The sequence below is a fragment of the Nonomuraea recticatena genome (assembly GCF_039533245.1).
In the GTDB taxonomy this organism is placed as follows: Bacteria; Actinomycetota; Actinomycetes; order Streptosporangiales; family Streptosporangiaceae; genus Nonomuraea; species Nonomuraea roseola.
This window is the reverse complement of the sequence record NZ_BAAATE010000006.1, coordinates 214,342-237,366: the sequence shown is the minus strand read 5'-3', so window position 1 is coordinate 237,366 and position 23,025 is coordinate 214,342. Positions and strand designations below refer to the sequence as shown.

16 protein-coding genes are annotated in these 23,025 nt (G+C 70.5%); 14 read left to right on the top strand and 2 right to left on the bottom strand.

Features of this window, described 5'->3' with window-relative positions:
• The 6 genes from trpB to ABFX50_RS15110 all read left to right on the top strand — a co-directional run bounded on the left by trpB (window position 1) and on the right by ABFX50_RS15110 (window position 9,300).
• A complete protein-coding gene (trpB, locus tag ABFX50_RS15135; RefSeq protein WP_346146863.1) occupies window positions 1-1,230 on the top strand; it encodes a tryptophan synthase subunit beta in 1,230 nt (409 codons plus the stop codon).
• A gap of 1 nt (window position 1,231) precedes the next feature.
• Entirely contained in the window at window positions 1,232-2,029 is a 798-nt protein-coding gene (gene trpA / locus ABFX50_RS15130; protein WP_346146861.1) for a tryptophan synthase subunit alpha, read from the top strand.
• A gap of 214 nt (window positions 2,030-2,243) precedes the next feature.
• Window positions 2,244-3,578 (top strand): ABC transporter substrate-binding protein, encoded by a 1,335-nt coding sequence (locus ABFX50_RS15125; RefSeq protein WP_346146859.1) that lies wholly within the window; start codon window positions 2,244-2,246, stop codon window positions 3,576-3,578.
• Between the two features lie 125 nt (window positions 3,579-3,703).
• Complete coding sequence (locus ABFX50_RS15120; RefSeq protein WP_346146858.1) at window positions 3,704-4,642, top strand: carbohydrate ABC transporter permease; 939 nt, start codon at window positions 3,704-3,706, stop codon at window positions 4,640-4,642.
• Window positions 4,639-5,475: a carbohydrate ABC transporter permease gene (locus ABFX50_RS15115; RefSeq protein WP_346146857.1), complete on the top strand. Its 837-nt coding sequence runs from the start codon at window positions 4,639-4,641 to the stop codon at window positions 5,473-5,475. Before ABFX50_RS15120 ends, ABFX50_RS15115 begins: the two co-directional genes overlap by 4 nt.
• A 45-nt stretch (window positions 5,476-5,520) precedes the next feature.
• Complete coding sequence (locus ABFX50_RS15110; RefSeq protein WP_346146855.1) at window positions 5,521-9,300, top strand: endo-alpha-N-acetylgalactosaminidase family protein; 3,780 nt, start codon at window positions 5,521-5,523, stop codon at window positions 9,298-9,300.
• Window positions 9,301-9,355: 55 nt separating this feature from the next.
• On the opposite strand, the gene ABFX50_RS15105 is transcribed toward ABFX50_RS15110, so the two are convergent.
• Complete coding sequence (locus ABFX50_RS15105; protein ID WP_346146853.1) at window positions 9,356-11,098, bottom strand: glycoside hydrolase family 35 protein; 1,743 nt, start codon at window positions 11,096-11,098, stop codon at window positions 9,356-9,358.
• Window positions 11,099-11,176: 78 nt separating this feature from the next.
• On the opposite strand from ABFX50_RS15105, the gene ABFX50_RS15100 reads away from it, so the two are divergent.
• From ABFX50_RS15100 to ABFX50_RS15070, 7 genes are all read left to right on the top strand, one after another.
• Window positions 11,177-12,046 (top strand): helix-turn-helix transcriptional regulator, encoded by an 870-nt coding sequence (locus ABFX50_RS15100; protein ID WP_221241430.1) that lies wholly within the window; start codon window positions 11,177-11,179, stop codon window positions 12,044-12,046.
• Window positions 12,047-12,167: 121 nt separating this feature from the next.
• Window positions 12,168-12,653 carry a MauE/DoxX family redox-associated membrane protein gene (locus tag ABFX50_RS15095; protein WP_183659156.1) on the top strand — a complete coding sequence of 162 codons (486 nt, stop codon included), beginning with the start codon at window positions 12,168-12,170 and terminating at the stop codon, window positions 12,651-12,653.
• Entirely contained in the window at window positions 12,646-13,410 is a 765-nt protein-coding gene (locus tag ABFX50_RS15090; protein WP_346146850.1) for a DsbA family protein, read from the top strand. Before ABFX50_RS15095 ends, ABFX50_RS15090 begins: the two co-directional genes overlap by 8 nt.
• 26 nt (window positions 13,411-13,436) lie before the next feature.
• Window positions 13,437-14,531 (top strand): prolipoprotein diacylglyceryl transferase, encoded by a 1,095-nt coding sequence (lgt, locus tag ABFX50_RS15085; RefSeq protein WP_346146849.1) that lies wholly within the window; start codon window positions 13,437-13,439, stop codon window positions 14,529-14,531.
• Entirely contained in the window at window positions 14,531-15,238 is a 708-nt protein-coding gene (locus ABFX50_RS15080; RefSeq protein ID WP_183659162.1) for a VIT1/CCC1 transporter family protein, read from the top strand. Before lgt ends, ABFX50_RS15080 begins: the two co-directional genes overlap by 1 nt.
• The gene (locus ABFX50_RS15075; protein ID WP_346146847.1) at window positions 15,235-16,038 is read left to right on the top strand and encodes a hypothetical protein; all 804 of its coding nucleotides are present in this window, start codon (window positions 15,235-15,237) and stop codon (window positions 16,036-16,038) included. Before ABFX50_RS15080 ends, ABFX50_RS15075 begins: the two co-directional genes overlap by 4 nt.
• 11 nt (window positions 16,039-16,049) lie before the next feature.
• Complete coding sequence (locus ABFX50_RS15070; protein ID WP_346146845.1) at window positions 16,050-16,661, top strand: hypothetical protein; 612 nt, start codon at window positions 16,050-16,052, stop codon at window positions 16,659-16,661.
• Window positions 16,662-16,690: 29 nt separating this feature from the next.
• On the opposite strand, the gene ABFX50_RS15065 is transcribed toward ABFX50_RS15070, so the two are convergent.
• Window positions 16,691-18,220 (bottom strand): bis-aminopropyl spermidine synthase family protein, encoded by a 1,530-nt coding sequence (locus ABFX50_RS15065; protein WP_346146843.1) that lies wholly within the window; start codon window positions 18,218-18,220, stop codon window positions 16,691-16,693.
• Between the two features lie 242 nt (window positions 18,221-18,462).
• Here ABFX50_RS15065 and gltB point away from each other — a divergent pair, with 242 nt between their 5' ends.
• Complete coding sequence (gene gltB, locus ABFX50_RS15060; RefSeq protein ID WP_346146841.1) at window positions 18,463-22,971, top strand: glutamate synthase large subunit; 4,509 nt, start codon at window positions 18,463-18,465, stop codon at window positions 22,969-22,971.
• Window positions 22,972-23,025: the final 54 nt, after the last annotated feature.

Genomic DNA, 23,025 nt, shown 5'->3' with positions numbered 1-23,025 from the left:
ATGACTGTCCTCACCGCCGCCGACCTGGCTGGCAACGGAGCCCGCGGCGACGACCCCGACAGTGGCGGCAAGTTCGGCATCTTCGGCGGCAGGTTCGTCCCCGAGGCGCTGATTCCCGCCCTCGACGAGGTGTCCTCCGTCTACAACGAGGCCAAGACCGACCCCGCCTTCGTCGCCGAGCTCGACCACCTGCTGCGCACCTACGCGGGCAGGCCCACCACGCTGACCGAGGTGCCGCGCTTCGCCGAGCACGCGGGCGGGGCCAGGATCATCCTCAAGCGCGAGGACCTCACCCACACGGGCGCACACAAGATCAACAATGTGCTCGGCCAGGCGCTGCTCACCAAGCGCCTCGGCAAGAGCAGGGTCATCGCCGAGACCGGCGCGGGCCAGCACGGCGTGGCCACGGCCACCGCCGCCGCCCTCATGGGTCTCGAGTGCGTCATCTACATGGGCGCCGTCGACTGCGAGCGCCAGGCGCTCAACGTCGCGCGGATGAAGCTGCTCGGCGCCACGGTCGTGCCCGTCACCAACGGCAGCCAGACGCTCAAGGACGCCATCAACGAGGCCTTCCGCGACTGGGTGACCAACGTCGACACCACGCACTACCTGTTCGGCACGATCGCGGGACCGCACCCGTTCCCTGAGATCGTCCGCGACTTCGCCCGCATCATCGGCGTCGAGGCCCGCCGCCAGATGCTGGAGCTGACCGGCAAGCTGCCCGACGCCATCTGCGCGGCGGTCGGCGGCGGCAGCAACGCGATCGGCATCTTCCACGCCTTCCTCGACGACCACGACGTGGTCCTGCACGGCTACGAGGCCGCGGGCAGGGGCCTGGAGACCGGCGAGCACGCCCTGACGCTCACCGCGGGCTCCGTCGGCGTGCTGCACGGCTCGCGCACCTACGTGCTGCAGGACGACGAGGGTCAGACCATCGAGTCGCACTCGATCTCGGCGGGTCTCGACTACCCGGGCGTCGGCCCCGAGCACGCCTGGCTCAAGGACACCGGCCGAGCGGTCTACCACGGCATCACCGACGCCGAGGCCATGGACGCCTTCGCCCTGCTGGCCAGGAGCGAGGGCATCATCCCCGCGATCGAGTCCTCGCACGCGCTGGCCGGCGCGATCAAGCTGGGTCAGGAGCTCGGCTCCGACGCCACGATCCTGGTCAACCTGTCCGGCCGCGGTGACAAGGACATGGGCACCGCCATGACCTACTTTGGGCTGTGAGATGACGACTCTTCAGACGGTGTTCGCCAAGGCCAAGGCCGACAACAGGGCCGCGCTCGTGGGCTACCTGCCCGCCGGCTTCCCCACCAAGCAGGGCGCGGTCGAGGCCGCCGCCGCCATGGTGGAGGCGGGCTGCGACGTCATCGAGATCGGCCTGCCGTACTCCGACCCGCTCATGGACGGCCCGACCATCCAGGACGCGGTGCACAGGTCGCTGCTGAACGGCACCCGCATCGCCGACGTGATGCGCACCGTCGAGGGCGTGGCCAAGACCGGCGCCGCGACGCTGGTCATGACGTACTGGAACCCGATCGACCGCTACGGCGTCGAGCGGTTCGCCCGTGACCTGGCCAACGCGGGCGGCGTGGGCACCATCACGCCCGACCTGACGCCCGAGGAGGCCGGGCAGTGGCGTGAGGCCTCCGCCTCCGCCGGCATCGACACGGTCTTCCTGGTGGCGCCCAGCTCCACCGAGGAGCGCATCAAGGCCGTGGTCGAGTGCTGCACGGGCTTCGTCTACGCGGCCTCCCTGATGGGCGTCACAGGCGCCAGGGAGAGCGTGAACGTGGCGGCGGAGGATCTCGTGGCCCGCACCAAGGCGCACACCTCGCTGCCCGTCTGCGTGGGGCTCGGCGTCGGCACCGGCAAGCAGGCGGCCGAGGTCGCAGGCTACGCCGACGGCGTCATCGTGGGCTCGGCGTTCATCCGCCGCCTGCTCGACGCGCCCGACTCCGCCGGCGGCCTGTCAGCGGTCCGCGAGCTGGCCGCCGAGCTGAGGGCGGGCGTCGCCTCCAGGTAGACCCCGCGCCTTTCGCGCCACGCACATCACGTCCGGAATGCGGCTGTCATAACAAGACAGCCGCATTTCTGTTTCTGTGCGCTTTCTGGCCCATGTGAGCACGTAAGTGCAAGGGCTGCCCATCGTTTGTCCATGGCTCCCGCCCAGGCGCGGGGGCCAAGGTAACGGGCATTGGACGCGGGCTGTGCGCCCGCGTGGCCTGGAGGGAAAGACGATGGGTAAGTCAAGGACGATCCTCGGCGCCACAGGGGCGATGGTCTGTGTGTCGCTGGTGGCCGCGTGCGGCGGCCAGCCCGGCTCCCAGAGCTCGGCGGCGCCCTCCGCCGCCTCGAGCGCGGCCGCGGGTGGACCCGTCACGATCGAGTGGTGGGGCTGGGCGCCCGGCTACGAGGACGCCGCCAAGGCGTGGAACGCCTCCCACCCCGGCGTGCAGGTGAAGTTCACCCAGACGCAGCCAGGCTCGCAGGGCGGTTACCAGCGCATGCTGGCCGCGGTCAAGGCGGGCAACGCGCCGTGCCTGGCCCAGGTGGGCGCCGAGACGCTGCCCAGCTTCCTGGTAGAGGGGGCGCTGGAGGACATCACCGCGCACGCGCAGCCGTACAACGCCAGGTTCCAGCCGTGGACGCTGAACACGGTCACCTTCGGCGGCAAGCAGTTCGGCATCCCCGTCGACTCGGGACCCATGGGCATGTTCTACCGCAAGGACATCTTCGACAAGCACGGCATCGAGGTGCCCAAGACCTGGGACGAGTACGCCGCCGCGGCCGAGAAGCTGCGCAAGGCCGACCCCGAGGTCTCCATCACCACGTTCACCCCCGACGACATGTACGGCTTCGCGGGCTTCGCCCAGCAGGCGGGGGCCAGGTGGTTCGGCATCAGCGGCGACGCCTGGCAGGTCAGGATGAACGACGAGGCCACGGTCAAGGTCGCGAACTACTGGCAGGGCCTGATCGACAAGAAGCTCGTCGACGTCATGCCGGGCTGGTCCGACGGGCTGTGGAAGAACTACACCGACGGGAAGAGCGCCACGTTCGTCGGCGCGGTCTGGATGACCAAGGTCCTGGAGGACTCCATCTCCAAGACCAGCGGCAAGTGGGCCGTGGCCCCGATGCCGGTGTGGGACGTCGCCAGCCCCTCCGCCGGCAACGTGGGCGGCTCGCCCAACGCCGTGCTCAAGGGCTGCGCGAACCCCAAGGAGGCGGTCGACTTCGCCGCCTGGCTGTCCACCGACGCCACCGCCTTCAACGACCTGATCGACAAGGGCGGGCTGTTCCCCGTCACGGTCGACGGCGGTTCGCTGCCCAACATGAGCGGCGCGCGTCCCTTCTACGGTGACCAGAAGGTCTTCCAGGTCTTCGCGGAGGCGAGCAAGAACGTCAGCCCCGACTTCAGCTGGGGCCCGACGATGCCCGCGGTCAACTCCGTCTTCGGTGAGGCCTTCGGCAAGGCGGCCAACGGCAAGGGCGGCACGCTGGCCGAGGCGATGGCGACCATCCAGGAGAAGGCCGTGGCCTCGCTGAAGGACAAGGGCCTCACCGTCGCCCCCTGACGCCTGCCGGGAGGGGCTCCGGCGTCCACGGGCGCAGGGAGCCCTCTTGCACAGGCGATCCCGATCTCCGAACGCGTGACCGTCGCGGCCCTCCAGCGGGCGGCGATGTGGAGGGTTTCAGACCGATGGCAACAATCCAGCTCGAAGCCGAACAGCGGCGTACCGCGCCGCCACCACGACGGCGCAGGCCGACCAGCAACAGGGCGGCGGGGATCTTCCTCGCGCCGTTCGCCGTGCTGTTCGTCGTGTTCTTCCTGGTGCCGATCGCCTACGCGGTGAACGAGAGCTTCTACCAGGTCAAGCGCTCGGGGCTCGGCTTCGGCACGCCGGAGAGGGTCTTCGCCGGGCTGGACAACTTCGCCGCGGTCTTCGCCGACGGCTCCTTCATGAACGGCATCGGCAGGCTGCTGCTGTTCGGGCTCGTCCAGGTGCCGATCATGCTGGGCCTCGCGCTGGTGCTCGCCCTGCTGCTCGACAGCGCCTCGGCCAGGTTCAAGCGCCTGTTCAGGCTGACCTACTTCCTGCCCTACGCGGTGCCCGGCGTGATCGCGGCGATCGTGTGGTCCTTTCTCTACACCCCGCGGATCTCCCCGCTGGCCGACCTGGTGCCCTTCGACTTCCTGTCCGACAGCGTCGTGCTGTGGTCGATGGCCAACATCGTCACCTGGACCTGGGTCGGCTTCAACATGCTGGTCATCTACGCGGCCCTGCAGTCGATCCCGACCTCGCTGTACGAGGCCGCCGAGCTCGACGGCGCGGGCGGCTGGAAGACCGCCTGGTACGTCAAGGTGCCGCTGGTGCGGCCCTCCCTCGTGCTGACCGGCGTCTTCTCCATCATCGGCACCCTGCAGCTGTTCAACGAGCCGATGGTGCTGAGCAGGATCACCCCCGCCGTCGGCAAGGACTACACCCCGCTGATGCGCTCGCTGCAGGTGGCGCTCGACAACAACGACTACGGCCAGGGCACGGCGATCGCGCTCATGCTGGCGGTGTTCGCGGCGGGGCTGTCCTACCTCTTCATCCGCCTGTCGGCCTGGCTGACCGCCCGGGGAGTGAACCGATGAAGCCCACCCTGCGCTCCCGCACGCTGACCACCGCGTTCATGTTCGTGGTCGCGGTGTACGTCCTGCTTCCCGTGTGGTGGCTGCTGGTCTCGGCCACCAAGTCGGGCGGCGACCTGTTCGACACCCCCGTACTGTGGTTCGGGGAGATCAACCTCGCCACCAACGTCGGCCGCCTGATGGAGCAGGACGGCGGGGTCTACCCGCGCTGGCTGATGAACACCGTCATCTACTCCGTCGGCGGCGCGGTGGGCGCGACGGTGGTGTCGGCGATGGCCGGCTACGCCCTGTCGAAGTACCCCTTCAGGGGCAGGGGAGCGGTGTTCGCGGTCATCATGTTCGCGGTGCTCATCCCCGTCCCGCTGCTCGGCCTGCCGCTCTACCTGCTGCTCACCCAGCTCGGCCTGCTCAACACCATGTGGGGCGTGCTGCTGCCCAGCATGGTCAGCCCCTTCGGCGTCTACCTGGCCAGGGTGTACGCCGACGCCGCCGTTCCCACCGACCTGCTGGAGGCGGGCAGGCTCGACGGCGCGGGCGAGCTGCGCATCTTCTTCACCGTCGCGGTGCGTCTGATGGCCCCCGCGCTGGTCACGCTCTTCCTGTTCCAGTTCGTGGCCATCTGGAACAACTTCTTCCTGCCGATGATCGTGCTGAACGACGAGAAGCTCTGGCCCGTCACCCTTGGCCTGGTCAAGTGGAACAGCCTGCGCACCGGCTTCTACCGCGACATGGTCATCACCGGCGCGTTCGTCTCCGTCATCCCGGTCATCCTCGCCTTCATCGGCCTCCAGCGCTTCTGGAAGGCCGACCTCGCCGCGGGCAGCGTCAAGGTCTGACGCGCGCCCGCCCCTTCGTGACACCCACCCCCCATGGAGGACCGCGTGCCCAAACGTTCGCTGGCTCTGTCCGCCGTCCTGGCGTTAGCCGCCCTCGCGGCGGCGGGCCCGGCACTGGCCGACCCCCCTGCTCCCCCTGCCGTCACCGGCGCGATCAGCGTCTCGTCCTCCTCGCTCACGGTGGAGCTCGACCCCGCCTTCCCCAGGGTGCTGCGCTACGTCGCAGGCGGGGCGGTCATGGGCGGCAGCGTGGCCCCCGTCACCCAGGTGGCGCTGAACGGCAGGCCGTACGTCGTCACCAGCGCGCTGGGCGGCAACGACGGCCGCACCGCCCGCTACACCCTGACCTTCGCCGACCTGCCCGGCGTGGAGCTGGACGCCTCGATCGGCGTGGAGGACCTCGTCACCACGTTCAGGATCGACGCCGTCCGCGACAACGAGGCCTTCAGGGTCGCCACCATCGACATCCCCGGCCATGACCTGGTCTCGGTGGGCAGCGACCAACAGGGCGCCGCCACGGCCTTCACCAAGCTCGACAGCAGCCGCACCCGCACCGCCGACAGGTTCGCGCAGGTCACCTCCGCCACCCCCGCGGAGCAGGCGCCGGTGGGCGCCACCTACGCGATCCTCAACACCGGCGCCCTCGCCGCCTCGATCGAGTCGAACTCCACCTACGACAAGCCGTCGGGCCAGAGCGGCGCGGACGGCGCCCGCTTCTGGCACCAGGCGCGCAAGCTGCCCGACGGCACCACCAGGGTCGGGGTGTGGAGCGGCCAGTGGACCTACAGGGGCGAGGGCGCGCCGTTCACCAGCGAGCTGCCGTGGGCCAAGGTCGTCCTCACCCCCGACGCCAACGGCGACGGCCTCGTGGACTGGCAGGACGGCGCGATCGCCTTCCGCGGCATCGGGGTCAAGGCCCTCGGCGCCGACCAGACCAAGGACCGTGTGGTCACCCACATCCCCTTCAACTTCGCCAGCCAGGCCACCCACCCGTTCCTGCGCACGCTCGACGACGTCAAGCGCATCTCGCTGGCCACCGACGGGCTCGGCCAGTTCGTGCTGCTCAAGGGCTACCAGTCGGAGGGCCACGACTCGGCCCACCCCGACTACGGCGGCAACTACAACACGCGCGCGGGCGGGCTGAAGGACCTCAACAGGCTGCTGCGCGCGGGCAAGGACTGGGGCGCCACCTTCGGAGTGCACGTCAACGCCACCGAGGCGTACGGCGAGGCCAAGACCTTCGACGAGAAGCTGGTCGACAAGAACGCGCGCGGCTGGGACTGGCTCAACCAGTCGTACTACATCGACCAGCGCCACGACCTCGCCAGCGGCAACCTGGCCAAGAGGTTCGCGCTGCTGCGCGAGGAGACCGACCGCAACCTCGCCATGCTCTACCTCGACGTCTACTACACCCACGGCTGGATCGCCGACCAGACGCTCGCGGAGCTGCGCGAGCAGGGCTGGCAGGTGAGCAGCGAGTGGGCCACCAAGCTGGAGCGCTCGTCCCTGTGGTCGCACTGGGCCACCGACGAGAGCTACGGCGGCGTCACCGACAAGGGGCTCAACTCCCAGATCATCCGCTTCATCCGCAACCAGGAGAAGGACGTCTGGAACCCCGACCCGATCCTCGGCAACGCCCGCATCGAGGAGTTCGAGGGCTGGACAGGGGAGAACGACTGGCACGCCTTCTACCGCAACATCTGGGAGCACAACCTCCCCGCCAAGTTCATGCAGCAGCAGCCGATCATGAAGTGGGCGCCCGGCGAGATCAGGCTGGCGGGCGGCGTGCGCGGCACGACCACAGGCGGCAGGCGCGAGCTGTTCGTGGGCGGGCGCAAGGTGCTGGACGGCGCCACCTACCTGCTGCCGTGGCAGGGCAGGTACTACCACTACAACCCCGCGGGCGGCGCCACCACCTGGGACGTGGCCGAGAGCCGGCTGCGCGTCCACAAGCTGACCGACCAGGGCCGCGTCGAGGCCGGCGAGGTCACGGCCGTCAACGGCAAGGTCACGCTGAACGCCGAGGCGGGCGTGCCGTACGTGCTCTTCCCCGGCGAGCCCGCCAAGCGGGACCAGCCGCAGTGGGGCGAGGGCTCCGGCATCGTCGATCCCGGCTTCAACGCCGACGACCTGCGCAAGTGGGAGAGCACGGGGCAGGTCTCCGTCGACAGGAGCGCCACGGGCCAGCGGGTGGCGCTGCTGGCGGCGGGCAGCCCTGCCTCGATCGAGCAGAACCTCAAGGAGCTCGTGCCCGGCAGGTCCTACACGGCCTCCGCCTGGATCGAGGTCGAGCCCGGCAGGTCGCGCAGGACGGTGCTGGAGATCGACGGGCCGAAGGGGCTGCGCGAGCAGGTGGCCTTCGACCGCTCGACGGCCATGAACCTCGTCGCCGCCGACGAGAAGCACGGCACCTACTTCCAGCGCGTCAAGCTCTCCTTCACCGCCACCAAGAGCCATGCCACGATCCGCCTGCGCGCCGGTGAGGGCGACGGCGCGGTGCGGGCCGACGACTTCAGGCTGGTCGAGATCGAGCCCACCGGCGCCGTCGAGGGCTTCGAACGCGTCGACCAGGGCTGGGGGCCGTTCATCAAGGGCGACGCGGGAGGCAGCACCGACCCCCGCACCCACCTGATCAACAAGCACGCGCCCTACACGCAGAAGGGCTGGAACGGCAAGGCCGTCGACGACGTGCTCGACGGCGAATGGTCGCTGAAGGCGCACGAGGAGCGCAGGGGACTGGTCTACAGGACCGCCCCGTTCACCCAGCGCTTCGAGCCCGGCCACGCCTACGAGGTCTCCTTCGACTACCAGGCCGCGCTGCCGGGCACCTACGCCTGGGTCAGCGGCTACGACAAGAACGGGCAGTCGGTCGAGATCAGGCAGAGCCCGCTCGAGCAGAAGACCACCACGACCCGTTTCACCGAGCGCCTGGTGGCCGGCTGCGGCGACATGTGGGTCGGACTGCGCTCGCTGCAGCCCGAGCGCGACGGCGCCGACCTCATCCTGGACAACTTCTCCGTCAAGGACCTGGGCGCCTCGGCCGGCCAGCCGGCCTGCGCGTCACTGACCGTCCAGCCCTCCGCCGAGGTCTTCGAGCCGGGCATCGCCAACGACCTGACCACGACCTTCACCAACCTGGAGGACGTGGCGGCCACGGACGTCAGGGTCGCGGTGACCGTCCCGCAGGGCTGGAAGCTCGAGGGCGAGAGCGTCTCGCCGTCGGTGGCGCCGGGCCAGCGGCTGGCCACCACCTGGAAGGTGACGCCTCCGATCGACGCGGCCTACCGGTCGTATCCGATCGCGGCGAAGCTGACCTACACCGCCGGCGGGGTCGCCAAGACCCTGGAGGGCAGCGCGTCGGTGCGGACGATGCCGCCGCCGCCCTCCACTGACGTCCACGCCGGCGACATCGACTGGATCTTCGCGAGCAACGGCTGGGGCCCCGTCGAGCGCGACCAGTCCAACGGCGAGCAGGGCCAGGGCGACGGCAGGCCGATCACCATCGGCGGCAGGTCCTTCGCCAAGGGCCTGGGCACGCACGCCCCGGCCACGGTCCGCTACTTCCTCGGCGGCAGGTGCACCGCCCTGTCGGCCTGGGTCGGCGTCGACGACGTGCAGACCTCGCGCGGCTCGGTGCAGTTCACGGTCAAGGCCGACGGCAGGACCGTCGCGCAGAGCCCGGTGCTCAGGGCCGCCGACGCCGCTCACGAGCTGAAGGCCGACCTGACCGGCGCCCGCCACGTCGAGCTGGTGGTCGGCGACGGCGGCGACGGCAACGGCAACGACCACGCGGACTGGGGTGAGGCTCGCCTGAGCTGCCACTGATCCCACCCGCCCGCTCAGGCCTGGGGGCCCCGCGCCCCCAGGCCTGACCCGCGACCTAGCCCAGCTCGGCGGTGGGACGGATCTCCAGCGCGGGCTCGCCCGCCCTGTCGAGCTCCAGGATCACGATCTCGTTCGCGCCCGCCCGCAGCAGCGGCCACGGCACGTACAGCGTGCGCTGCGGCCCTCTGTCCCAGTAGCGGCCGAGCAGGAAGCCGTTCACCCACACGTACCCCTTGCCCCAGCCGGGCAGCGCGAGGAAGCCGTCGGCGGGCCGCTCCACCTCGAGCTCGCCGCGGAAGAGCGCGGGCACCGCCGCCGACAGGCCCTCCCCGTACGGCAGCGCGGGCAGCTCCCGCAGCGGGACCGGCCTGGCCGTCACGCCGTGGAGGTACTGCCGGTCGTGCATGATCGGAGCCATGAGCCCCTTCCGCTCGCCGAGCGCGGGCCCGTAGTTCGTCCTGCCCATCGACTCCACCAGCACCTCGAGCCGCGCAGGGCCCGCCACCTCCAGCACGGGCTCCTCGCCCCCTCGCTCGAGCACCGCCGCCTGCTCGCCGTCCACGTACAGGTGGGCGCGGTCGTGCACGCCGCGCACCCTCAGCCGGTACGGCCTGCGCGGCCCCGGCACCTCCACCTGGTAGAGCACCAGGCCGTGGGTCAGCCCGAGATCCTCGAACGAGGGCGGCAGCGCGGCGGTCACCGAGGGCCCGGCCAGCTGGTCGAGCGCGTCGCGCAGCCCTACGGAGCCGGTCAGCGGCACCCGCGTGGCAGGCAGGGTCTCGGGCAGCGGAGGAAGGTCGGGGATGTCGGAGTTGTAGCGGGACAGCACCTCGCGAAAGCGCCAGAACTTCTCGGTCGGCGCCCCACGCTCGTCGATGGGCGCGTCGTAGTCGTAGGAGGTGGTCGTGGCGCGGTACTCGCCGTCGGCCAGCTCGCCCACCCTGTTGGCGCCCGCGCTGGTGCCGAAGTTGGTGCCGCCGTGGGCCATGTACAGGTTGACCGAGGCGCCCGCGGCCAGGATCCGCTCCAGCGTGTCGGCGGCGTCGGCGGCGTCGCGGGTGACGTGGCCGTGGCCCCAGTGGTCGAACCACCCGCACCAGAACTCCATGCACATCAGTGGGCCGTCGGGACGGTGCTCGCGCAGCTTGGCGAAGGCAGCCTCGGGCCCGGAGCCGAAGTTCACGGTGGCCAGCACCCCAGGGACGGCGCCGCCGGTGAGGAAGAAGTCGTCGGCCCCGTCGGAGGTCGCCAGGGGGACCTCGATGCCGTGCGCGATGAGGTCGTCGGTCAGGTGGCGCAGGTAGAGCGCGTCGCTGCCGTAGGAGCCGTACTCGTTCTCGACCTGCACCATGATGACGTTGCCGCCCTTGGTGACCTGCCGCTCGGCGATCAGCGGGACGACCTCGTCGAAGAAGCGCTCGACGTGGGAGAGGTACTCGGCGTCGCGGGTGCGCACCCGCAGCCCCAGCTCGGCGGTCAGCCAGGAGGGAAGCCCCCCGTTGTCCCACTCGGCGCAGATGTAGGGCCCCGGCCTGACGATGGCCAGCAGCCCCTCGGCCGCGGCGGCGTCGAGGAAGGCGGCCAGCTCCTCCAGCCTCTGGAACTCGCCCTTGCGGGGCTCGTGGAGGTCCCAGGGCACGTAGGTCTCCACCGTGTTGAGTCCCATGGCCCTGAGCATCCTGAGCCGGTGACTCCACTGCTCGGGGAGCACGCGGAAGTAGTGAAGGGCCCCTGACAGCACCCTGAACTCCTCGCCGTCCAGCCGGAAGGCGTCCCCATCAATCGTGAAATTTCGCATCTTGCCCCTTGAGATAGGATTCCGCGCATAGCAGCTTGCCGACTTCCCAGCTCAGAGGCCATGGACAAAGGCGGGGAAATGTTGGACGGAAGGCAGCGGATGGCCGAGGACTTCAGGCGGTGGATGCACTATCTGACACCGGGGCCCGCCCACCGCCGGCTCGGCCTGGTCTGCCTCGGCGTGGGCCACCTGGAGGGCAGGCTGCCCACCGTGGGGCCGCGCGCCCTTGACCACCACGTCGCGGTCGTCGTCACCCAGGGCAAGGGCTGGTTCTCCCATGCGGGCGAGGAGCCCGTCGAGGTCGTGGCCCCCTCCGTGCTGTGGCTGCTGCCGGGGGTCAGGCACCACTACGCCCCGCACGACGACACCGGCTGGACCGAGTGGTTCGTCGACTTCACAGGACCCGCCGCCACGGCCTACCAGGACCTCGGCTTCGTCGACGCCGTCTCGCCGGTCACCCCGCTCACCACGGCCGAGCCCGCGGCCCACGGCATCGGCCGCATCGCCCAGGCCATCCGCAGGGGCAGCCCGTACCTGGAGGTCGAGACCTCGGCGCTGGTGCACGAGGTGCTGGTGGCGCTGCGCCACGCGCGGGTGGACGAGGACGCGGCGGGCGACCCCGTGCTGACGGGGCTGGCAAGGGACGCCTGCCTGCCGATCTCCGTGGCCGAGCACGCGAGACGGCTCGGCATGACCGTCGCCGACCTGCGCGTGGTCGTGCGGCGCCTGGCCGGCTGCAGCCCGAAGGACTACCTGCTGTCGATCAGGCTCACCAGGGCCAAGGACCTGCTGGCAGGCTCCGAGCTTTCGATCGCCTCGATCGCCAGGCGCGTCGGCTACGACGATCCCGCCTATTTCACCAGGATCTTCACCCGCAGGGCGGGGCTGCCTCCGAGTGAGTTCCGCGCCCAGCAACACGGCGGTCTGGCATCCGCCGGCCTTAGTTGATTCTTATTCGGCGCGTGATCAGATGACTCCAGGTACTGTGCGCATGCCAATCGCGACTACAGAGGAGGGGCCGTTGACCGCGTTGCTGCCGCCACGCGTAGCCAGTGTGGCGATACCCTGGGTGACGACCGTCGCCCGGCTGATCCTGGGCGCAGTGCTGATCGTGGCCGGTGGGCTCAAGATCGGCAGCATCCAGCAGTCGGTCATGGCGGTCAGGGCGTACCGGTTGCTGCCCGACTCGCTGGCCACGACCGTCGGCTACGGCCTGCCCATCCTGGAGGTCGTCGTCGGCGTCCTGCTGGTGGTCGGGCTGCTCACCAGGGTGGCCGCTGTGGTGGGCGGGCTGCTCATGCTGGCCTTCGTCTTCGGCATCGCCTGGGCGTGGGCGCGCGGGCTGCGCATCGACTGCGGCTGCTTCGGCGGCGGCGGGCAACTGGAGGCGTGGGAGGAGCCGAGCTACCTGCTCGACATCGTCCGCGACTTCGGCCTGGTGCTGCTGGCCGCCTGGACCGTCCGCTTCCCGCCGGGGCGCTTCGCTCTCGATGCCGCCCTGGGACTGAGCGGCGGACGCGGGGACACAGAGATCGAGGGGGACGACAATGAGTAAGACCCAGCGGGGGCAGTCCGTGCGCGACAGGATCAAGTCGCAGCGCGAGGCGGAGAAGAAGCAGGAACAGCGCAAGCGCGTGGTCACCTACGCCACGGTCGGCGTCGTCGCCCTCGCCGCGATCGGCGCGGGCTGGCTGTTCGCCGCCAACCAGAGCAAGCCCGAGGAGACGGCGCAGGCGCTCGCGCCCGTCACCATCCAGGGTGACGGCTCGGCGGCGATGGGCAACGCGGGGGTCGAGGCCCCCGTCATCGACATCTACGAGGACTTCCAGTGCCCGGCCTGTAAGCAGCTCGAGGAGACCAGCGGCGCGACGTTCAAGAACCTCGCGGCCGAGGGCAAGGCCAAGGTCGTCTTCCACCCCGTCACGATCTTCCCGCAGCAGATGAACAACGGCATCACCCGCGCCAACTCCACCCGCGCGGCCGCCGCGGCCCGCTGCATCACCGACGGCAAGCAGTGGATGGCCTTCCACGACAAGCTCTTCGCCACCCAGCCCGAGGAGCACCTCGAGGGCTTCACCACCGACCAGCTGATCGCGCTGGGCAAGGAGGCGGGCGTCACCGCCCCCGACTTCGCCACCTGCGTCACCTCGCAGAAGAACGCCCAGGGTCACCTCGCCAACAGCGACCAGGTCATGAAGGCCGCCAAGCTGGACGGCACACCGACGGTCAAGCTCAACGGCAAGGACATGGACCAGGACGTCACCTTCACGCCGTCGCGGCTGCGCGAGACCGTTCTCGATGCCGCCAAGTAGCCGCCCGTCCGCTACTCTCCACTGACATGCCCCTTGCCTCGATTCCCAGCCCCTCCCAGGGGGTCTGGTACCTCGGCCCGATCCCGCTGAGGGCCTACGCGCTGTGCATCGTCCTGGGCGTCATCGTCGCGGTCTGGCTCAGCGAGCGCCGCTGGCGCGCCCGCGGTGGGACGCCAGGCACGATGGTCGACATCGCGGTTCCCGCGGTGATCTTCGGCCTGATCGGTGGACGCCTCTACCACGTCATCACCGACTGGCAGCTCTACTTCGGTCCCGACGCCCCCAACAAGCCGTACGAGGCGCTGTTCATCTGGAACGGCGGGCTGGGCATCTGGGGCGCGGTGGCGCTCGGCGGCGTCGGGGTGTGGCTGTCGTGCCGCAAGAGGGGGCTGTCGCTCGGCGCGGTGGCCGACACCGTCGCGCCGGGCATCGCCTTCGCGCAGGCCATCGGCAGATGGGGCAACTACTTCAACCAGGAGCTGTTCGGCGGCCCCACGACGCTGCCGTGGGGGCTGGAGATCGAGCCGGGCAGGGCGGGCACCATCGAGGGCTACACCGGCCTCTACCACCCGGCGTTCCTGTACGAGTCGCTGTGGAACGTCGCGCTCGGCTTCGCCCTGATCTGGGCGGGCAGGCGCTTCACCCTGCGCCACGGACGCCTGTTCGCGCTCTACGTGGCGGGCTACACCGTGGGCAGGTTCTGGATCGAGGGGCTCAGGGTCGATCCCGTCGGCGGCGTGGACCACGCGGTCCACTTCCTCGGGCTGCGCATCAACCAGTGGACCGCGATCGCGCTGTTCGTCGGGGCGCTGGTCTATCTCTGGGTGACCAGGAACAAGGACACCGAGGAGATCGTCGTCGCGCCCTCGGAGCAGACTCCGGACGACTCCGCGGCGAGCGCCGCCGTCGCGGGGGAAGAGCCCGCCGACGAGACGCGTTCTTCTGAGGAGACGGACAGTCCAGGCAAGACAGAGCCTTCCGACAAGGCAGAGCCTTCCGGCAGGACGGAGACCTCCGGGGAAGCCGCGCTCGCCGACGCGGACAGCTCCCCCGAAGGGGCGGACGAGGACGGGGCGGAGGACGACAGGGCGAAGGCCGTCTCGGAGGAGAAGAAGTCCTGATGAGTGGGCGCGCGGAGCACCACCACCAGCATCGTGACGTCAACGGCGGATGGCTGCGGCCGTCCGTGTTCGGGGCGATGGACGGGCTGGTGTCCAACTTCGCGCTCATCGCCGGTGTCGCCGGCGGCACCGACAACACCAGGGTGATCGCGCTCGCCGGCATCGCGGGGCTCGCCGCGGGCGCGTTCTCCATGGCCGGAGGCGAGTACGTCTCGGTGGCCAGCCAGCGGGAGCTGGCGCTGGCCGAGATCGCCGTCGAGCGGCGCGAGATCCTGCGCCACCCCGAGGACGAGCAGGACGAGCTCGCCCAGGTCTACATCGACAGGGGCGTCGATCCCGACCTGGCCGCCGAGGTGGCCAGGCAGATCTCCCGCGATCCCGACCAGGCGCTCGAGGTGCACGCGCGGGCCGAGCTCGGCGTCACGCCAGGCGACCTGCCCTCGCCCAAGATCGCCGCGGTGTCGTCGTTCCTGTCCTTCAGCGTGGGCGCGGTCCTGCCGCTGCTGCCGTACCTGTTCGGCGTCACCAGCCTGTGGCTGTCGGCGGTGCTGTCGTGCCTGGCTCTGTTCGGCGCGGGCGCGCTGGTCTCCACCGTCACCGCGCGCAGCTGGTGGTTCTCCGGACTGCGCCAGCTGGTGGTCGGCGTGGTGGCCGCGGGCCTGACCTTCGGCCTGGGCAACCTGATCGGCGGAGCCAGCGGGCTATGACCGTGACCAGGGGCAGCACGCGCAAGCGGAGGCGGACCCCACCGCCCGACTGGAACCTGCCCATCCTCACCGACTGGGGGCTCAAGCCCGCGCAGCAGCGCCTGCTCGTGATCATCGCTTCGGTGGCGGGCGTGCTCATCGCCGCGGTGACGCTGACCGCTGTCGTGTCGGCGCTCGGCACCGACGCGCCCGGCCCGGACCTGCGTGGCGCCTCCCCCGTGATCGGCGACCTGCGCCCTGAGAAGTTCGAGGGCTGGCCCTCGCCCAAGGTGTTCGAGCCCATCGCCGACAGGGCCAAGGACGGCAAGCCGTTCACCGAGAAGGAGCTGTTCGCCCACAGGACGCTCGTGGGTCAGCGCAAGCTCACCCTCAAGCTCACCGAGAAAACGATCGACACCGACTGCGCGTCCGCGCTCTGGGGCGACAAGCTCGTCAGGCAGGTGAGCGAGGCGGGCTGCACCCAGGCCGCGCGGGCCGGCTACACCAGCGCCGACGGCCGCTACCAGGCCCAGTTCACGCTGCTCAACCTCAGCGACAGCAAGGTGGCGGGAGAGCTGGTCGAGTCGCTGAAATCGCTGCACAGGGGCGGATGGGTGCGCCCCGTCACCGCCTTCCCTCCCGAGGCCTACACCGAGGGCGGAGCCTACGCGCTCGGCCACTACGTCGCGCTGGTCTGGCTCTCGCGCACCGACGGCGCGGAGCCGGGGGCGGGCGACGACTTCAGCAACCTGGCGCTGGCCGTCAGAGCGGCGGAGAAGCCGCTCTACAAGCGGGTAGTGGCGCTCACCGGCACCTCGTAGGCTAGGTCACCATGCCCAGGCGCGTTCTCATCCCTCTCCTGGCCGCCCTGGTGGCGGTCGCGGCAGTCGCGGTCTTCGTCTTCACCCGGGAGGGCGGGCCCAGGGCGGCGGTCTTCGCTGGAGAGCCGACCTCGGCCCAGTACGCGGTCATCGACACCAGCGCGCTCGACCCGCGCCCGCTCACCGAGGCCGAGGTCTTCGGGCCCTCGACCGTCCAGCTCGTGGCGGGCGGCGTCACGATGAAGCGCGACTCCACGGCCGTGCTGGCCGACTGTGCGGAGGCGGTGTGGGGCGTCGAGGCCGCCCGATGCACGCAGGCCATGAGCGCCTCCTACAGCAGCGCCGACAAGACCGTGGCGGGGCAGTTCGTCATCTTCAACCTCGCCGACGGGCGCGCGGCCGACGCCCTGGTCGCGCAGCTCGGCACAGCCGGTTTCGTACGGCAGGCGGGCGCCTTCGACGCCACCCGCAGCAGGGCGCAGGCCAGGGCGCTCGGCCACTTCGTGACGGTGAGCTGGGTGGGCCCCGTCGGTCCTGGCACCCCCGATCTGGCCTACCCGCAGATCGCCCTCGACGGGCTCGGCCGCGCGGTCGTCTCCTCCCGCGTGATCGCCGCCACCTGACCCGAGCGCTCGCGGCGCGGCGGGGCCGGTCAGCGGGGGAGGGCCGCGACGGTTCCGGCGACCTCGGAGGCCAGCGACTCCAGGCGGTGCAGCGGCATCTCCAGGACGGTGCCCGTCTCGGCCCAGGGGGCGGCCTGGCGGATGAGGGCGCGCGCGTCGTTCTTGGTCAGCGCGACCCCTCGGCTCTGCGCCACCGCGATCAGCCCCTCCCTCCAGGTGTTGGCCAGCTTGCCGTGCCCGTTGTCGAGGATGCGGCGCAGCACCCTGCCCTCCTCGTCGGCGGGCGGCGGTAGCCGTACCGCGTCGAGGACGGCGCCGTCGGCGGTGATCTCGTAGACCGCGGACAGCGGCGGCAGCGAGCGCGGCGGGGCCGCGAGGTGGACGCGCACGTGGGCGGCGCGGGTGGCCAGCAGCAGCCGCGGGAGCGCGGCCTCCAAGCCCGAGGGCACCGCGATGGCCACCTTGGAGGGGGCGGTGGCGTGCGGCTTGGCCAGCCAGGTGGTCAGCTTGACGCGCGGCTGCGAGAGCTGCTTGGGCCAGTCTCCCACCAGCAGGTCGGCGTCGAAGGCGGCGGGCCGGTCAGGGCTCGCGACGGCGCCCGACTCGATCGACTGGGGGCCGTGGGTGTAGATCGCGGTGCTGTAGCGCTCGACGCGGGCGGCGACGGCCGGCCTGGTCTTGCTGGTGGGACGCAGGATGTAGAGATCGGCGGCCGAGCCGATGGCCTCCGCGCCGAAGTAGCGGTTGAAGTCGGGGTAGACGGCCTCGTGGGCGAGGTTGAGGTCGGAGAGCGCGTTCTGCACCTTGAGCGCGAGCATGGGCGTGCGCTCGCTGGCGCCGTAGGCCAGCAGCACGCGGCCTTCGTCCTTCAGCCCCTCGACGGCACGCGCGGTGAACAGGCCCACCCCCTCGGGCGTGTACGGCGGGTCGGTGATCGCCAGGTCGTGGTCGCGCACCGAGGAGGGCAGCCCGAGCCGCAGGTCGGCCCAGCGGGTCGTGACGCCGAGATCCTGAGCGTCGATGTAGGCCAGGATGCGCTCGTCGATGTCGACGACCGTGACCTCGGCCTCGGGATGCGTCAGCCGCAGGGCCAGCGAGGTCAGGTCGTGGTCGCCCACGCACAGCACCCGGGCCCCGCGCAGCCAGAAGCGGGCGCCCAGCAGCAGCGCCCTGCGCACCACGGTCTCGGGGGTGGCCGAGACGTGGTCGAGGGCCTGCCTGGCGGCCGGGGCGTTCGCGATGAGCTCCCTCATGCGCTTGAGCACGTGCTCGTAGTGGGGGAGCAGGTGCGCCACGGGGTCGGCGGGCGGCTCGCTGACGGCGAAGAGATCCTGGTAGTCGGGGGTGTGGGCGAGCGGGACGCGGAAGCGGTCGCCGTCCCTTTCGAGCTCGACCTCGCGCAGCAGGGCCTCGATCGACCGCCTGGAGGTGGCGCTCTGCCTGACCAGGTTCGCCAGCGTCCACCACTGGGTGTCGCACACGAGCATGAGCGCGTGGCGCAGCCTGCGGCTGTCGATGCCGGCGGTGTCGAGCAGGGCTTCCAGGCCGTCGCGTTCCATGCGGCAACCTTAGCCGCGAGCCCCTGCGCGGCGGGCTCTCGACGCCGCGTGGGAATGATGGTGCGATATCGATGGTTGGGACAGGAGAGTCCGCATGCCGGAACCCCGCCAATGTTCGCGATGTGGACCTGGTGGGCACCATTCCGGCAGGGTGCGGTAATCTCTACCCACTGAACCGCAGCAGGGCCAACGTCGTCCCCGCCTGCAACACCAAAGCAGACGATGACGACGGGAGGGATTCAATGCCTGCTGCCCACCTCGGGTTCCCCGAGCCCCAGGGTCTTTACCACCCCGCGAACGAGCATGACGCCTGTGGTGTCGCGATGGTCGCGGACGTGAACGGGCGACGTGGCCACGGAATCGTCGTGAAGGCTCTGACGGCCCTGTGCAATCTCGACCACCGAGGTGCCAAGGGCAGCGAGCCCGACACCGGTGACGGTGCGGGGATCCTGACACAGGTCCCCGACGGCTTCCTGCGCGCGAACGTGGACTTCACCCTGCCCGAGCCAGGACACTTCGCCGTGGGCATGGCCTTCCTGCCCATCGACGGCGAGGCCAGGCGGATCGCCACCGCCATGATCGAGGAGATCGCGGCGGAGGAGGGCCTGACGGTCCTCGGCTGGCGCGAGGTCCCGGTCGACACCACGCACGCCGGGCCGAGCGCCCGCGCCGTCATGCCGCACTTCATGCAGCTGTTCGTGTCGAGCCCGCGCGGCGAGAGCGGCGTCGAGCTGGACCGGCTGGCCTTCTGCCTGCGCAAGCGGGCCGAGCACGAGGCGGACGTCTACTTCCCCTCGCTGTCCAGCCGCACCCTGGTCTACAAGGGCATGCTGACCCCTCTTCAGGTCGAGCCGTTCTTCCCCGACCTGACCGACGAGCGCTTCGACACCGCGATCGCGCTGGTGCACTCGCGCTTTTCGACCAACACCTTCCCGAGCTGGCCGCTGGCCCACCCCTACCGCTACGTCGCCCACAACGGCGAGATCAACACGGTCAAGGGCAACCGCAACTGGATGCGGGCGCGCGAGGCGATGCTGGCGTCGGAGCTGATCCCCGGCGACCTGTCGCGGCTGTTCCCCATCTGCGACCCCGACGGGTCGGACACCGCCTCCTTCGACGAGACGCTCGAGCTGCTGCACCTGGGCGGGCGTTCGCTCCCGCACGCGGTGCTGATGATGATCCCCGAGGCGTGGGAGAACCACACCGAGATGGACCCCGCGCGGCGGGCCTTCTACGAGTTCCACTCCTCGATGATGGAGGCGTGGGACGGCCCCGCCTCGATCACCTTCACCGACGGCACGCTGGCGGGCGCCGTCCTCGACCGCAACGGGCTGCGGCCAGGGCGGTTCTGGGTGACCGCCGACGGCCTGGTCGTGCTGGCCTCCGAGGCGGGCGTGCTCGACTTCGCCCCTGAAGAGGTCGTCCGCAAGGGCCGCCTGCAGCCGGGCCGGATGTTCCTCATCGACACCGCCCGCGGCACGATCATCGAGGATGACGAGATCAAGGCCGAGCTGGCCTCCGCGCTGCCGTACGAGGACTGGCTGCACGCCGGTCTGGTGCGCTTCGAGGAGCTGCCCGCCCGCGCCCACGAGATCCCCACCCACGAGGCGCTGGTCAAGCGGCAGCAGACCTTCGGCTACACCGAGGAAGAGCTGCGGATCATCCTGTCGCCGATGGCGAAGTCGGGCATCGAGCCGATCGGCTCCATGGGCACCGACACGCCCGTGGCCGTGCTCAGCGAGAAGCCCAGGCTGCTGTTCGACTACTTCAGCCAGCTGTTCGCGCAGGTCACCAACCCGCCGCTGGACGCCATCCGCGAGGAGCTCGTCACCTCGCTGGCCAGCACGCTCGGCCCCGAGGGCAACCTGCTCGACCCGGGGCCCAGCTCGTGCCGCCAGCTGGTCCTGCCGTACCCGGTGATCGACAACGACGAGCTCGCGAAGATCATCCACATCAACGACGAGGGCGGCCTGCCAGGCTTCCACCCCTACGTCGTCTCGGGCCTGTACGAGGTCGCGGGCGGCGGCGAGGCGCTGAAGCAGCGCCTCACGGCCATCTGCGCGGAGGTCTCCGAGGCGATCGCGGGCGGCGCGCGCATCATCGTGCTGTCCGACCGCGGCTCCTCCGAGACGCTCGCGCCGATCCCCTCGCTGCTGCTGACCGGCGCAGTGCACCACCACCTCATCGCCGAGAAGACCCGCACCAAGATCGGCCTGGTCATCGAGACCGGCGAGGCCCGCGAGTGCCACCACATGGCGCTGCTCATCGGCTACGGCGCGGGCGCCGTCAACCCCTACCTCGCGATCGAGACCGTCGAGGACATGGTCGACACCGGCATGCTGCAGGTCGACAAGCACAAGGCCGTGCGCAACCTCATCAAGGCGTACGGCAAGGGCGTCATCAAGGTCATGTCCAAGATGGGCGTGTCCACGGTGGCCTCCTACACCGGCGCGCAGATCTTCGAGGCGCTCGGCCTCGGCGCCGACGTGATCGACACCTGCTTCGTCGGCACCACCTCGCGCCTGGGCGGCGTCGGCTTCGACGTCCTCGCCCAGGAGTCGGCGGCCCGTCACCGCCACGCCTACCCCAGGGTGGAGAACGCCCACCGGCGGCTCAACGTCGGCGGCGAGTACCAGTGGCGGCGCGAGGGCGAGCCGCACCTGTTCAACCCCGAGACGGTCTTCAAGCTGCAGCACGCCACGCGCAGCCGCCGCTACGAGATCTTCAAGGAGTACACCAGCCTGGTCGACTCCCAGGCCGAGAAGCTGATGACGCTTCGCGGGCTGTTCAGGTTCGCCTCGGGCCGCACCCCCGTGCCGCTGGAAGAGGTCGAGCCGGTCTCGGAGATCGTCAAGCGCTTCTCCACCGGCGCGATGTCCTACGGCTCCATCTCGATGGAGGCGCACGAGACGCTCGCCATCGCGATGAACCGCCTCGGCGGCAAGTCCAACACCGGCGAGGGCGGCGAAGACCCCTCACGCCTGTACGACGCGACCCGCCGCTCGGCCATCAAGCAGGTGGCCTCCGGTCGCTTCGGCGTCACCAGCGAGTACCTCGTCAACGCCGACGACCTGCAGATCAAGATGGCCCAGGGCGCCAAGCCCGGCGAGGGCGGCCAGCTGCCCGGCCACAAGGTCTACCCGTGGATCGCCAAGACCAGGCACTCCACCCCGGGCGTCGGCCTCATCTCGCCGCCGCCGCACCACGACATCTACTCCATCGAGGACCTGGCCCAGCTCATCCACGACCTGAAGAACGCCAACCCGGCCTCCAGGGTCCACGTGAAGCTGGTGGCCGAGGTCGGCGTCGGCACGGTCGCCGCCGGAGTCTCCAAGGCCCACGCCGACGTCGTCCTGATCTCCGGTCACGACGGCGGCACCGGAGCCTCGCCGCTCACCTCGCTCAAGCACGCGGGCGCCCCCTGGGAGCTCGGCCTGGCCGAGACCCAGCAGACCCTGCTGCTCAACGGCCTGCGCGACCGCATCGTGGTCCAGGTCGACGGCCAGCTCAAGACCGGCCGCGACGTGGTCATCGCCGCCCTGCTCGGCGCCGAGGAGTACGGCTTCGCCACCGCTCCGCTGGTCGTCTCGGGCTGCGTCATGATGCGCGTGTGCCACCTCGACACCTGCCCTGTGGGCGTGGCCACCCAGAACCCCGAGCTGCGCAAGCGCTTCAGCGGCAGGCCCGAGTTCGTGGTGAACTTCTTCGAGTTCATCGCCGAGGAGATCCGCGAGTACCTCGCCGAGCTGGGCTTCCGCTCGCTCGACGAGGCGATCGGACACGTCGAGCTGCTCGACGTGTCGGCCGCGGAGAACCACTGGAAGGCCAACGGGCTCGACCTGGCGCCGATCCTGCACCAGCCGTCGCTGCCCGAGGGCACCCCGCTTCGCCGTACGGTCTCGCAGGAGCACGGACTCGAGCACGCCCTCGACAACACGCTCATCGCGCTGGCGGAGGGCGCCCTCGAGCACGGCACGCCCGTCACGCTCGACCTGCCCATCCGCAACGTCAACCGCACGGTCGGCACCATGCTCGGCTACGAGGTGACCAAGCGGTACGGCGGCGCGGGCCTGCCCGACAACACCATCGACATCAGCTTCACCGGGTCGGCGGGCAACTCCTTCGGCGCCTTCGTGCCGAGCGGGGTCACGCTGCGGCTGACCGGCGACGCCAACGACTACCTCGGCAAGGGCCTGTCGGGCGGCCGGATCACCGTCCGCCCGCACGACACCGCCCCGCTGGACGGGCACATCATCTCGGGGAACGTCAGCCTGTACGGCGCGACCTCGGGTGAGGTGTTCATCCGCGGCGTGGTCGGCGAGCGCTTCTGCGTCCGCAACTCCGGCGCCACCGCGGTCGTCGAGGGCGTGGGCGACCACGGCTGCGAGTACATGACGGGCGGCAAGGTCGTCGTCCTCGGCCAGACCGGTCGCAACTTCGCCGCCGGCATGTCGGGCGGCGTCGCCTACCTGCTCGACCTGCGCTCCGAGCGGGTCAACCGCGAGATGGTCGCCATCGAGCCGCTGACCGACAAGGACGCGGCGTTCCTGCACGAGACCGTGACCAAGCACTTCGAGGAGACCGGCTCGCCCGTCGCCAAGGAGCTGCTGGCCGACTGGCACGCCGCGCTCTCCAGGTTCGGCAAGATCATGCCGACCGACTACAAGAGGGTGCTGCAGGCCGCCGAGGCCGCCCGCATCGAAGGCCGCGACATCGACGAGGCGGTCATGACCGCCGCGGTGCAGGCATGATCCGCCGTCAGGGGCACGGTCACAACGACCTGCCGAACTCGCCGCGAAACGTTC